Source organism: Pseudovibrio sp. SCP20 (assembly GCF_057774105.1).
This window is the reverse complement of sequence record NZ_JBYMDH010000004.1, coordinates 341953-353985: the sequence shown is the minus strand read 5'-3', so window position 1 is coordinate 353985 and position 12033 is coordinate 341953. Positions and strand designations below refer to the sequence as shown.

12 protein-coding genes are annotated in these 12033 nt (G+C 50.0%); 5 read left to right on the top strand and 7 right to left on the bottom strand.

Going from position 1 to position 12033, the window contains the following annotated elements; all coding sequences use genetic code 11:
• The first annotated feature begins 262 nt into the window (after positions 1–262).
• Entirely contained in the window at positions 263–940 is a 678-nt protein-coding gene (locus AC3CB2_RS17530; RefSeq protein ID WP_352934829.1) for an outer membrane protein, read from the top strand.
• 75 nt (positions 941–1015) lie between these two features.
• On the opposite strand, the gene AC3CB2_RS17525 is transcribed toward AC3CB2_RS17530, so the two are convergent.
• From AC3CB2_RS17525 to AC3CB2_RS17515, 3 genes are all read right to left on the bottom strand, one after another.
• A complete protein-coding gene (locus tag AC3CB2_RS17525; protein WP_352934826.1) occupies positions 1016–1594 on the bottom strand; it encodes a PhnA domain-containing protein in 579 nt (192 codons plus the stop codon).
• A 182-nt stretch (positions 1595–1776) separates the two neighbouring features.
• Positions 1777–3582: a translation elongation factor 4 gene (gene lepA, locus AC3CB2_RS17520; RefSeq protein ID WP_352934823.1), complete on the bottom strand. Its 1806-nt coding sequence runs from the start codon at positions 3580–3582 to the stop codon at positions 1777–1779.
• Between the two features lie 129 nt (positions 3583–3711).
• Positions 3712–4455: a hypothetical protein gene (locus AC3CB2_RS17515; protein WP_352934820.1), complete on the bottom strand. Its 744-nt coding sequence runs from the start codon at positions 4453–4455 to the stop codon at positions 3712–3714.
• Positions 4456–4853: 398 nt separating this feature from the next.
• Between AC3CB2_RS17515 and AC3CB2_RS17510 the strand changes: the two genes are divergently transcribed.
• A complete protein-coding gene (locus AC3CB2_RS17510; protein ID WP_352934817.1) occupies positions 4854–5369 on the top strand; it encodes a GNAT family N-acetyltransferase in 516 nt (171 codons plus the stop codon).
• 76 nt (positions 5370–5445) lie between these two features.
• On the opposite strand, the gene AC3CB2_RS17505 is transcribed toward AC3CB2_RS17510, so the two are convergent.
• The 4 genes from AC3CB2_RS17505 to AC3CB2_RS17490 all read right to left on the bottom strand — a co-directional run bounded on the left by AC3CB2_RS17505 (position 5446) and on the right by AC3CB2_RS17490 (position 9249).
• Entirely contained in the window at positions 5446–6150 is a 705-nt protein-coding gene (locus tag AC3CB2_RS17505) for a hypothetical protein (RefSeq protein WP_352934814.1), read from the bottom strand.
• Positions 6151–6410: 260 nt separating this feature from the next.
• Positions 6411–7403, bottom strand: coding sequence for a penicillin-insensitive murein endopeptidase (mepA, locus tag AC3CB2_RS17500; RefSeq protein WP_352934812.1), 993 nt, complete (start codon positions 7401–7403; stop codon positions 6411–6413).
• Positions 7404–7491: 88 nt separating this feature from the next.
• Positions 7492–8535 carry a patatin-like phospholipase family protein gene (locus AC3CB2_RS17495; protein WP_008553026.1) on the bottom strand — a complete coding sequence of 348 codons (1044 nt, stop codon included), beginning with the start codon at positions 8533–8535 and terminating at the stop codon, positions 7492–7494.
• A 132-nt stretch (positions 8536–8667) separates the two neighbouring features.
• Entirely contained in the window at positions 8668–9249 is a 582-nt protein-coding gene (locus AC3CB2_RS17490; protein WP_352934809.1) for a flavodoxin family protein, read from the bottom strand.
• Positions 9250–9337: 88 nt separating this feature from the next.
• Here AC3CB2_RS17490 and AC3CB2_RS17485 point away from each other — a divergent pair, with 88 nt between their 5' ends.
• From AC3CB2_RS17485 to AC3CB2_RS17475, 3 genes are all read left to right on the top strand, one after another.
• On the top strand, positions 9338–10261 hold the full coding sequence (locus AC3CB2_RS17485) for a LysR family transcriptional regulator (RefSeq protein WP_352934807.1): 924 nt from the start codon (positions 9338–9340) through the stop codon (positions 10259–10261).
• A gap of 162 nt (positions 10262–10423) precedes the next feature.
• Positions 10424–11146 carry an SDR family NAD(P)-dependent oxidoreductase gene (locus tag AC3CB2_RS17480; protein ID WP_352934805.1) on the top strand — a complete coding sequence of 241 codons (723 nt, stop codon included), beginning with the start codon at positions 10424–10426 and terminating at the stop codon, positions 11144–11146.
• An 8-nt stretch (positions 11147–11154) separates the two neighbouring features.
• The gene (locus AC3CB2_RS17475) at positions 11155–12030 is read left to right on the top strand and encodes a nucleoside-diphosphate kinase (protein WP_352934802.1); all 876 of its coding nucleotides are present in this window, start codon (positions 11155–11157) and stop codon (positions 12028–12030) included.
• Positions 12031–12033: the final 3 nt, after the last annotated feature.

Here is a 12033-nt window from a genome sequence, read left to right as displayed (position 1 = left end):
GGTCCTGTGCAAGAAGCGTCAGGAAATGGAAGACAAGGAATCAGGTCTCCCACCAAAAGAAAACTGGCGATAATCATGTAATCAGCATATCTGGCTCCCAAACTATGCTTGATTAAAGCGCAATTTACCCCAAATGGGGAGTGTTTAACGATAAACTGACTAGTAATTCTCAATTTTATGCCGCAGTTCTATCGTTAAAAACTGTAGCTGCCTGAGCTGCATGCTACGCAAAACCACTATTCAATTTTTGAGAGTGGTTATTATGCGTGCTCAATCTATTCTGTTCTTTGCTTCTCTAGCTTTGTCTGCACTACCTGCGTCTGCAAGTGATTTTCTACAAAGCACTTACATTGGTATCGCAGGAGGTTCACTGCTAGGCACGAACGACAAAGCGGACTTCCCGGCACAATCTGGAATGCCTGCTTTAACGTTTGAGCTAGAAAGAGGAATTGGCTTCAATGTTAGCCTGTATGCAGGCAAGCGTTTGAATGAGTATCTCAGAGTGCAGGCTGACATCGGCTATCTCCATTCTGAATATGAAAAATTTCAGCAGATAAAGATCAAAGCTGGAGGCGTTTCTGCGTTTTATGCTTCTACATCGCTTTACTTCGATTACAGCCTGACAGAGAACTTTACCCCGTTCCTAGGGATTGGAGCCGGATTGGCATCATTTGATATTGGGGAACTGAAAAATGGTGACAGTGCTTTTAGCATCGGGCAAATTAACATGGAGGTACAGGACACCTTCACCCCATTCCTGAAGCTGAATGGAGGGGCAGCATACAAGCTGACTGATAACCTGTCCGCTATCGGAGAGTATAGCTTCATGAATTCAGCTGACTTCGATTACCGTGGTAAAGATGGGCCTGCCAATTTGCCTAATGCAACAACAAGTTTCCAAAGCCACATCGCTCAGGTTGGCTTGCGTTACAACTTCTGAGCTTAGCTTGGGAGAATAAAAAAGGGAGCTCCAAAGCTCCCTTTAAAACCTGCAATGAGTAACGGGCAAAGCCCCTCAGGACTTCTTCACGAACTCGGTCAGAATAACAATGCGCTGGTCGTTGACGCGGCCCTCGATGTGGGCGGCGTTATCTGGGACAAGGGTGATGTTGCGAACAGCTGTGCCGCGCTTGGCCGTAAAGCCTGCCCCTTTGACCTTCAGGTCTTTGATGAGGGTCACCGTATCGCCAGCTGAAAGCACTGCACCGTGTGTGTCCTTGTGCACGACAGCGTCTTCATCATCTGCAGCTTCCTGCCCGGATTGTGCCCATTCCAGTGTCTCTTCATCCAGATACAAAGTATCCAGCAGATCACGTGCCCAGGCTTCACCGGAAAGCTTGTTCAACAGACGCCATGCAGTCACCTGAACAGCAGGCTCTGTGCTCCAGGCGCTTTCGTTCAGGCAGCGCCAATGGTTGACATCTAGCTCCGCAGTACCGCCCATTTGTGCGGAGCAAGTGCTGCAGACCAAAATGGATTTCTCAGCGCTGTCATCGCTTTCTGGGCCAACTGCAACAGCAGCAAGATCCTCTGTCGCACCGCAAAGCTCGCATTTGTTATCCGCGCGGCTGCGCAGGTCATTCTCAAGTGACATGGCTATCTGCCTTTAGATCTCTTTATTGACGAAAAAGGCGACCAGAGGCCGCCTTTGAATTCTTTGATTGGTAAGAAAGGCTTGCCCGCTCGCCGCAGCTAAAGCTGCTTACACTAGCGTGCCTTCGAAACTCGCAATGATTCACTGGATCATTGCGCCAGGCCTACTGGCCCGACCGTTTCTCAGTCATCCATCTTCAGCGCTTGGATGAACGCTTCCTGAGGGATTTCTACCTTACCGAACTGGCGCATCTTCTTCTTACCCGCCTTCTGCTTATCCAGCAGCTTACGTTTACGAGAAGCATCACCGCCATAACATTTCGCGGTCACGTCTTTACGCAGCGCAGAGAGAGTCTCACGCGCAATCACACGTCCACCAATGGCAGCCTGAATCGGAATTTTGAACATGTGTCGTGGGATCAGCTCTTTCAGAACCTCACACATAGCACGACCACGACGTTCCGCCTGCGAACGGTGCACCAACACGGACAGTGCGTCCACGGGCTCTTCGTTCACAAGGATGGACATCTTCACAAGATCACCAGCACGATATTCGCTGATGGTGTAGTCGAATGAAGCGTACCCCTTGGAGATGGACTTCAGACGGTCATAAAAGTCAAAAACCACCTCGTTGAGCGGCAGGTCATAGGTGACCATAGCGCGGCTACCAACGTAAGACAGGTCAACCTGTATACCACGACGGTCCTGACACAGTTTCAGGATTGGCCCCAGATACTCATCAGGGGTCATGATGTTTGCGCGGATCCAAGGCTCGCGGATCTCTTTGATCTTCACAACATCCGGCATGTCAGCAGGATTGTGCATCTCAAATTGAGAGCCGTCCGTCATCTCCATCTCATAAACAACAGATGGTGCTGTCGCGATGAGTTCTAGATTGAACTCACGGGAGAGACGCTCCTGAATGATCTCAAGGTGCAGCAGACCGAGGAAGCCACAGCGGAAACCAAAACCAAGCGCAGCCGATGTTTCCATCTCATAGGAGAAAGACGCATCATTGAGGCGCAGCTTGCCCATGGCAGAGCGCAGATCTTCAAAGTCGTTTGCATCAACCGGGAACAGGCCACAGAACACAACTGGCTGTGCTGGCTTAAAACCTGGCAGCGCTTCGGTGCAGCCTTTCTTGTCATGGGTGATGGTGTCACCCACGCGGGTATCAGCAACTTCCTTAATGGAAGCCGTCAGAACGCCAATTTCGCCCGGTCCAAGACGGTCTGTTGCCACAAAGGCAGGGGTCATCACACCAACACGGTCAACCGGATAAACAGCGCCAGTACCCATCATCTTGATGGTGTCGCCCTTTTTCAGTTCACCGTCGATCACGCGGATAAGAACCATCACACCCAGATAGGTGTCATACCAGCTGTCCACCAGCATGGCTTTTAGCGGGCCATCCGGGTTGCCGACAGGGGCAGGAAGTTGTTTGACGATCGCTTCCAAAACATCAGGAATACCAAGCCCGGTCTTCGCTGAAATCATCACTGAGTCAGAGGTATCAAGGCCGATCACATCTTCGATCTGCTCTTTGATGCGGTCTGGCTCTGCAGCAGGCAGGTCAACCTTGTTGAGCACGGTCACAATGTCGTGGTCGTTGTCGATAGCCTGATAGACGTTCGCAAGCGTCTGCGCTTCCACACCTTGGGAGGCATCAACCACCAACAGGGAGCCTTCTACCGCAGCGAGGGAGCGAGAAACTTCATAGGCAAAGTCCACGTGACCTGGGGTATCGATCAGGTTCAGCGTGTACTCTTCACCGTCCTCCGCCTTGTAGATCAGGCGAACGGTTTGAGCCTTGATGGTAATGCCGCGTTCCTTCTCGATATCCATGGAATCGAGAACCTGTTCCGTCATCTCACGCTCAGTGAGAGTGCCGGTAGACTGGATGAGGCGATCGGCCAGGGTGGACTTACCGTGGTCGATGTGCGCGACAATCGAGAAATTGCGAATATTGGACAAAGTTTTGGTCGTCATGGGCGCTCAATTACCACTGCTTTGCTCTATGGCAAAGCACATAATAAGCGCCCACGCGCTTTTTTGCTGTTTTCCAGCCAATAAAGTGAATAGCAAACCGCCAAATCTCAGATTTTTGCGGCAATCTGGCTAGAAATGATACTCAAACCCAACCCCAAATAAATGCGCCGTCATGTCTGTCGAAGCATTACCTGAGCTGGAAAGGCTGTCTGTGGTGCTGAGAGAAAAATCAGCAGTTTGGAAGAACCCATATTCCAGCGTTGCACCAAGCTTGGAGTTGATAGCAATCGTCACCCCACCACGCGCCAGCAAAGCGCCGACAGTCGACTGGTTACCCTTGATCGTAAAGTCTTGTCCATCGATGGTTCCATTTATGGTGCCGATCACAGGAAATGCCGCCCCGATGCTGATTCCGGCAAACGGAATAACCTTCTTGGTGAGTGGTGAAAGCGGTGCAGAAAGAATAACGCCGCCCATCACATAGGCGGCGGCGATCGATCCACTGCCTCCGTCCACCCCGGAAAGGTTAGAGATGCTGTTGCTGATATAGCCGGTATCCATCTGCAGCTTTACAAAGTCACCGGCGGTCACTCCACCAAATGCAGCAGCATTCCAACCTATGTTGTATTCGAAAAACTTGGTCCGCCCGGTACCCGGCGTGTAAAGATCACCATCCGGAGCATACGAGGCAAAGCCCTTCGCCCCCGCATATGGCTTGAGTGGAAACATGCCCATCGCAGCTTTTTCGGCAGCTTCTTTCGCGGCTGCTTGCGCAGCCTCAGCTAAATCCGCAGCATAGGAACGGGCAGAGAGTGCTCCTGTCGCCAATAACGCAGAAACTAACATGATTACAGTAGAGGAAAGCTTTCCCATTGCGCACTATCTCCTGAAGTCCTGACGGCAGATTCGCGCAAATAGACAAGTCTTACCAAATAATTAATGATGTAATTCACAGAACATGTAAAATATAGGTACGAATTACAATGATATAACTTGTTTTGGGTTTGTGTTGTTTGGAGTAATTGTCAGTAGTCTTGCAATATAAAAGAAGGCGGCAACCTGCCGCCTCTGTCAACCATGAAAACTATTGAGCCTCTTACTCAAACAGCCCGCTAAAAATCATAGCGAAGGCCTAAGCCGATCATGTGAGAGCCACATCCTCAATCAGTGGGATACTGTAATAAACTCAAGTATTTGTCTGTTATGCTTTCTTGAGGTCTTTTTTGAAGTGTGACAAAGCTAACTCAGCACTTTTCTCTCGAGGAACTTACATGAAACTGCGTCATGCAACCAAATCTGATCTTCCTATGCTTCTGGAAATTCACAATGATGCCGTCAAAACACTGGCAGCCATTTGGACGGATACCCTGGAGACGCTGGAAGATCGAGAGAGTTGGTTTGACAAGCGGATCGCAGGCGGGTTTCCGATCATTGTAGCCGAAGATGAGAATGGAGATGTACTCGGCTATGGCAGTTACGGGCCTTTCCGAGAAAAATCTGGTTACAATAAGACAGTGGAGCATTCTGTCTACGTAACACCGCAATCACGCGGCAAAGGTGCTGGCTCCGTTTTGTTGGAAAAGCTGATCGATCTGGCAAAACAGGATGATTGCCATGTCCTTGTTGGCGCAATTGACAGTGAGAACAAGGGATCAATCCGCCTCCACGAACGCTACGGTTTCAAAACCGCCGGAGAACTCCCCCAAATCGGCTTCAAATTTGGCCGCTGGCTAGACCTCACTCTGATGACCCTCATCTTAAACAAAAATGACGCACCAGCAGCTTAAATGTATGACTAAGAAAAGGGAGCAACATCGCTCCCTTTAACTTACATCAACCTAACGAGTTTGGGGCAAAAAGAGCTCAAGGCCAAGTAAAGTAGAAAGCAAGATTCTTAGCAACTTTAACGTAGTATGCGTTATGACCCGTTTCTTTATCAATGGTTCGCCCTTCTGCATTCCGATAGGTTAGATCTGCAAAAAGCTCGTCGGCACTTGAGTACTTGCCAACATGATTGATCGAAGATAGCCCTACAACATACTCACCATCGGGATTGAGATACACGATGTAGTTAGACTCGGTTTCAAACCCCCGATCTGCCATGTCTTCCATCGTCAGCGTGCCATCACGCATCGCTTGTTGAATCTCAATTGCCATCTTGTCACCGCTTTTCGCGCTGGCATAAATGGCACTCATCACATTTTGGAGTACAGCTGTGCTGTTCGGATCAGTCCACTCTTTTGAAACGTCAAAGAATTTTTGAATGGCTTTAGCCTGGCGGTCTTGTTGAGAAAGATAAGACTGAATAACATTATCCATCGCATCAAGATCAAGCCCGACAAGAACTTCAAATATTTTGCTAATGGCTTTCTTTGCCGGATCATTACTGCTTTCTGCAGCAGATTTTGCATCATGACTTGCTCTGCGCAGTTCATTATCAGGTGTGAAACGAACAATATCTTCAAGTAATCCGATAGCCACTTCATTTTGGGTCATGATAGGGGCAGGATCATTGTTACCAGCAAAATTGGTGAATGAAAAAGAAAGGCGAACGCCACTAGCTTCCATAATAACAACCTCTACAGAATAAAGAAATTTGCTATTGAGGCCAGCACATATGCTGAACCAGCAGACATCATATCTGTAGGTAGCAAAATATAACGCTTACATGCGCTGGTTGATTATTATTTATCTTGCGTTATGGAGTCAAATACTTGTTTTTATTGCGTTTTAATACAATTTTATATATATTTATTTGTTGTTATTAGTAACGCGCATTTCATCTCTTGCACAGTCAGAAGAGCATCATCGCTCCCATATTCCCAACCTCACTCCGTCCGCAGCACAGTCGCGCAGTCATTTGGCAGGTCTGCTACGGAAAGTGGTGGTTTTGGTTTGCGTGGCTTTGGTTTTTCGCCTGGTTTTGGCTTTTTGGGCACCCACGGCTCGTCAGAAAGCCAGTAGGTGAGCTCTTTGCCGCAGCCATCGCCGGCAGGTGGGACTGCCTGGTTCTTGCATTGCTTACTATCGGCAGGGCAGGCCATGCGGACGTGGAAATGGTAGTGGTGCCCCCACCAAGGGCGAACCTTACGTAGCCAGTCGCGGTCACCTGTCTCGAAGTCACACAGTGCTTTTTTGATTGTTGGGTTCACGAAGATACGGGCAACACCGTCATCCTGCGCAGCGCGGCGGATCAGCTTGGCGTGTGCATCGGTCCAGCGATTTGGGTTCACCTTGCGGTCTGCGCCAGGCTTGCTCAGATTACCATTCAACATGGAAATCGCGCTCTCAGTCTCACGTTGTTTGGTGCTGAAACGATAGTCTGGCATCTGGCGCAGCCAGATGTCCGCATCCAGCCCGATCTGGTGAGAAGCATGACCCGTCAGCATCGGCCCGCCACGTGGCTGAGAAAGATCACCCACCAACAAACCGTTCCATCCCAGTGAAGGTGCATCTGCAGCCAGTCGCTTCAGGAAATCGATGAGAACCGGATGCCCCCAGTTGCGGTTGCGGGAAAGGCGCATGACTTGCCAGTTCTCACCATTATAGGGAATGGCAATCGCGCCTGCCACACAGCCTCTTGCATAGCTGCCAAAAGAGAGCGGATGCGTTTTGGCAGGCGTCTTCTTGTGCCCGAAGTGATACTTGGCAGCCCCCGGAAACTCTGGCAGCTTGCCTAAGGCCTCTTTGTAATCTTCAACGGAAATCTGAGGCTTCGTGTCAGGAAGAGGCACAGCCTGCACACTAGCCGCAAATAGGCTTGCGACGATGCTGCCCGTGATTACGGCTGCAGTGCGCTGATAACCTTTCAACCCCAACATGATCCCTCCGCTGTGATCACGCCTTTAACGTGAATCACTTTAACTTATCATTCCGGAAGTTGTAGCAGGGGCAGAAGGATTGTGAAGCCTAAAAGCCGGGGCCGTCCTGCCTTTCTTCCATAATGTCTGCCAGTTTGTCCAACTCGGTATCGTGGGATGAAAGCAGATCATCCGCAATGCGGTTCAGCTGGAGCACCTCACCCGGGCGCACGCTGTAAATGTCGCTGCCAAAGTGCGGCAGGTCCGCATTCAAGCGAATATATTCCACGCCTGGCATATCCTTGAACAACACGTCTGCATACTGTCCGGTGGATGCCGTCTGTCCATGCATATAGCTGGAAAGCAGTGGCGTACCTTCTTCAGGAGAAAGCCAACCGCTGGTGCCCCAGTTCACTGCTTGGGTGAAGCTGTGTTTCTCTTCCACCGGATTGCCGGTGCCGAGGGAGAGGATGATGATGTCTTTCGGATTCCAGCCATGGCGCCGTGCTTCAGCATAGGCCGCAAGCACCGGATCATTCAGGAAGCCAGCCGCATCAATCATGATTTCCTCATCGCCCGTTGTCAGGTTTTCAACCCGGGCAGGTTCAAACCAGGAAGGGGAGGAGGTCGTCGCGCGCACGGCCTGCCAGAAGTAATAGTCATCCCGTCCCGTGGTGTTGTTGCTCATGGAAACAACACGGCGGTTTTTCAGATCATAAGCAGTGAGCAAGATAGCCGTCAGACTGCAGGAAAGGGCACTCCAACCGATATGCTGTTTGATTGCCTGTTCAATCGGGCGCTCCTGAATGCCTTTGTTGAACTGCCCAAACGCGCTGTAAAGGCGACGGGGCAGCCAATGGCGACGGTTGTTGACGTAAAGCTCTCGCGCCTCGACCTCAAAAAACTCCTGCAAGTCACCTAGGCTCATAGCAGGTTGACCAGGTTTGTCGCGGTCAGGATTCGGAGCTGTCAGACCAGCTGCAATCAGGCCACCGCTGGAAGTGCCACAGATCAGGTCGAAGTATTTGCAAAGAGGCGCAGACTTGCCGCGCTCATACAATTTGGTTTCAAGGCCGCGAAGCAAGCGGATTGGAATAAGGCCGCGTGCTCCACCACCATCAATGGATAGAATAATGCGTTTTCTTCTTTTCATAGACAAACCCGATACAGTGATCTTGTGTTTTAATTTGCTCTTATACGTATCGAGTTTGTCCAAAAATGAGGTGAAGAGATGGCACCTCTCAGGGCAGAAACCCAAGCACTTGCGATTGCAGTGAATTAAGGGTTAAGCCGCCTCGCTTACTCGGGTGAGTGCAGCAGCCACCTTCGCAATTCTGCCACCAAGCGCCTTGGCGGTATCTTTGTCCGCCTGTGGAGGAACCACCTCGGGCCCTTCATCAGCATTGGCTTGTGCCATCACACCCAATGTGCTGCCAAGGCGATTGAGATCTTCTTCAGACCCTTTGCTGCTGTTATTGCCGGGCATCAGATCCAGCCCGACCCAGATCATGCCATGCTGTGCTGCAAACACGCTCAGCTGCGTCAGCGTGCCCAGTTTATCGCCACTACGAGAGGCTGAAACAGTGAAAGCACCAGCAATTTTGTCCACCCAGCCACGTTCCATCCAAACCTTAGAGGATGCATCCATAAAGGCTTTAAACGGCGCACTTGCGCTGCCCATATAGGTTGGAGAGCCAAAGATAAGGGCATCCGCTGCGGCCAGCTTTTCCCAGTTCACGTTCTCTAGTTCAGCAACGGACATCAGTTCCGCATCTGCACCTGCATCCAACGCACCTCGCTGCACGGCTTCCGCCAAAACCTGCGTGTGGCCATACCCGCTATGATAGACAACAATCACCTTGCTCATCGCATTTCCTTTTCTGCACTGTTAGATCGACAGAACCGGTTTATTCAGCTACGAAGTATTCGTCTAATGCATGTGGGATATAGTAAGTATGCGTCAGGTGAATTTGCGAGGAGTGGATCTGAACCTTCTCGTCATTCTGGAGAAGCTTCTGGAAACGAAGCACGTCTCGTTGGCAGCAACGCAACTGCATATGAGCCAACCCGCAGTCAGCCGCGCCCTGCAGCGCCTGCGTGAGTTGCTAAATGATCCCCTGCTAGTACGCATTGCCGGAGATTATGAGCTGACAGAAAGAGCCGCCGAAATCCAAAGGCTGCTTCCATCCGCTTTGGCAACTATTCAGGACGTGATCGCAAAACCGGAGTTTGACCCGTCAACGGCGCAAGAGACCATTCGCTTTTCAGGTCCTGAGCTGGAAGTAAACCTCTACGGCCCCCCCCTTCTGAAACGGATGAAGAAGGAAGCTCCGGGTATAAAGTTGGAGCTGAAGAGCGACATCCGCAACCAGTTTGAGCCGCTGGAAAATGGAGAAGCCCACTTTGTCCTCTCGGGTCAGGAGCCAAATGCAGCCACAAGTCAGCTCCACCGCATCTCGCTGGGCCGTTTCAGCTACGTCTGTCTGATGAGCAAGGATCACCCGCTTGCAGGCAAACCAATCTCGCTGGATGACTATCTCGCTCAAGACCATATCTCGGTCATGATCACCGGCTCAGGCCAAAGCATCATTGATGAGAAGCTGGCCGCAATGGGCTGTAAACGAAACGTCGCCGTAAAAATCGGCAGTTTCTTCGCTGCTATGCACTTCTGCGGACAAACCGACCTGCTCTTCCTCGTGCCTTCAATCTTCGACAAGAAAATCTACGAAGGCCACAACACCATAGCCTCCCCAGTGCCTGATTTCCTGAAAGACCACCACCAGGAATTCTTCCTCTACTGGCACGAACGCTACCATCACGATCCCATGATCCAATGGACCCGCACCCTCATGAAAGAAACCACGCGGCAGTATCGGTAGTTGAAGATTGTGTATTGAGAATGTGTCGCCTAGCGCACTCAGAAGCTTTGTCTCCGGCACAAATTGACATGCAAAAACAGACCGTTCTATCGTGAAGCTTCATTTGAGCTGTTGGTCCTCTTATCAAGGGCGGCTAAAATTTTTTTTTAGAAAGACCTATTCATGAAAAAGAACATTTTGATCATTGGTGGAACATCTGGTGTCGGACTTGAGCTGGCAAAGCACTATGCAACTGAAGGGCATACTGTCTGTGTTACCGGGCGCAAGCTGCCTGATCTTGAAGGTGTAACTTTCCAAAACCTCGCAATGACCCATGATCCAGTTCAGCTTGGACAGGATATTGATCGGGTTTTAGATAACTTTGAAACTGTCCATACGCTCGTTTATGCAGCCGGTTTTCTGCAAAGGGGCCATATAGATGAGCTAGAAGATGATGATCTGAGTGCAATGGTGAATGTTGGTTTGCTGGCCCCTATGATGCTGATACAGCGGCTCAAAAAAAGATCTGATTTTCCCCTCAAGATAATGCTGATCACGTCCAGCTCTCAATACACCCCTCGCGAGTTGGAGCCTGCCTATTGCGCAACTAAGTCAGGCTTGGGCATGTTGGGAGCATCGTTAGTGAGGGATCAAAGTCTGGGAAAGGTTCTTGTGGCGGCTCCATCAGGCATTCGAACGTCTTTCTGGGACAACACGAATGAAGACACCACTACGATGTTGGATCCCAAATGGGTTGCTGATCAGATCGTTGAGTGTTCAAGCGGTAGCTTCAAATACAAGTATGCAAAGCTTCTTCGAAATCCTGCTCGAGTTGAGATTGTTGAATGCTTGGGCAATGACATGGCACCAATCATGGATGACAACAAAGAAGCTCACCTCGTCTGATAGCCACCATGGAACACAACATCATCCTCATCAAACCGGATCAGGAAAAGCACGAGTGGTTTACTGAGAGCATTCAGGATGATCTGGTGCAGAATAGCTTTGAGATTGTTGCAGTGGCCTCAAAGCAATTGTCGGAAACTGAGTTCGAGAAGTGCTTTATTTGCAAGAACTCAGAGCATCTGGTGTATATGACCAGTGGCCCTATTACCGCTCTGCTTTTTAAGGGCTGCTCTGCTGTAAGCTTTGGACGCAATTACAAATACAAGATCCGGAAACAGCACTCTACCGGCAAACTCCGCAACATCTTGCACTCAACTGAGCCGGGTAATGAGTTTACCGTTCAGTTTGGGCTCTTTTTTCCAACGTTGAACATTGATGATCACCATCAGTTTGCTGATCAGGGAGTTGTCTTTGACTGTCTGGATCAGGGGCAATCGGAAGAGCTCTCAAAACTAAGCAGCTTCAATCTGATTGCCTCAGATGAAGAACAAGCAGGCTCGGCTCAATTTCGGGCAATATCCAGCTTAAGCAACTGCAGATATGTTGCCGTTCGTGACGCTCTGCTGCCAAACGTCGAGATATTGCGGTTTCGACGCAAGAATGCTTGCTTTTCAGACAATGCATCAGAAGTGAAAGTCCTATTACTGAAGGACTTAAGCAATCATCCAACCTTGATCAAGTTTCTGAAAGAGAAGCATAAAATACAGGGTGTGGTCTGTTGCAAACCAAGCTTTACTCTGCTGGAAACAGAGATGCTTCGCACGGCGACCTTTGAGAATGGTTTGTTCTGTGTCGGAGGCAGCTTTGGGGAGAAAGCCTCTGGTTTCATAAGAGCATCTCAGGAGATTGCCGCACAGCTTGATGCTGCGTTTGATGGCAGCTGATCA

Excerpts from the sequence above, each read along its gene's own strand:
- AC3CB2_RS17505 (WP_352934814.1), bottom strand. The coding sequence starts at position 6,150 with ATGGAAGCTAGTGGCGTTCGCCTTTCTTTTTCATTCACCAATTTTGCT.
- AC3CB2_RS17485 (WP_352934807.1), top strand. The coding sequence starts at position 9,338 with ATGCGTCAGGTGAATTTGCGAGGAGTGGATCTGAACCTTCTCGTCATT.
- AC3CB2_RS17515 (WP_352934820.1), bottom strand. The coding sequence starts at position 4,455 with ATGGGAAAGCTTTCCTCTACTGTAATCATGTTAGTTTCTGCGTTATTG.
- lepA (WP_352934823.1), bottom strand. The coding sequence starts at position 3,582 with ATGACGACCAAAACTTTGTCCAATATTCGCAATTTCTCGATTGTCGCG.
- AC3CB2_RS17525 (WP_352934826.1), bottom strand. The coding sequence starts at position 1,594 with ATGTCACTTGAGAATGACCTGCGCAGCCGCGCGGATAACAAATGCGAG.
- mepA (WP_352934812.1), bottom strand. The coding sequence starts at position 7,403 with ATGTTGGGGTTGAAAGGTTATCAGCGCACTGCAGCCGTAATCACGGGC.
- AC3CB2_RS17490 (WP_352934809.1), bottom strand. The coding sequence starts at position 9,249 with ATGAGCAAGGTGATTGTTGTCTATCATAGCGGGTATGGCCACACGCAG.
- AC3CB2_RS17530 (WP_352934829.1), top strand. The coding sequence starts at position 263 with ATGCGTGCTCAATCTATTCTGTTCTTTGCTTCTCTAGCTTTGTCTGCA.
- AC3CB2_RS17495 (WP_008553026.1), bottom strand. The coding sequence starts at position 8,535 with ATGAAAAGAAGAAAACGCATTATTCTATCCATTGATGGTGGTGGAGCA.
- AC3CB2_RS17475 (WP_352934802.1), top strand. The coding sequence starts at position 11,155 with ATGGAACACAACATCATCCTCATCAAACCGGATCAGGAAAAGCACGAG.
- AC3CB2_RS17510 (WP_352934817.1), top strand. The coding sequence starts at position 4,854 with ATGAAACTGCGTCATGCAACCAAATCTGATCTTCCTATGCTTCTGGAA.
- AC3CB2_RS17480 (WP_352934805.1), top strand. The coding sequence starts at position 10,424 with ATGAAAAAGAACATTTTGATCATTGGTGGAACATCTGGTGTCGGACTT.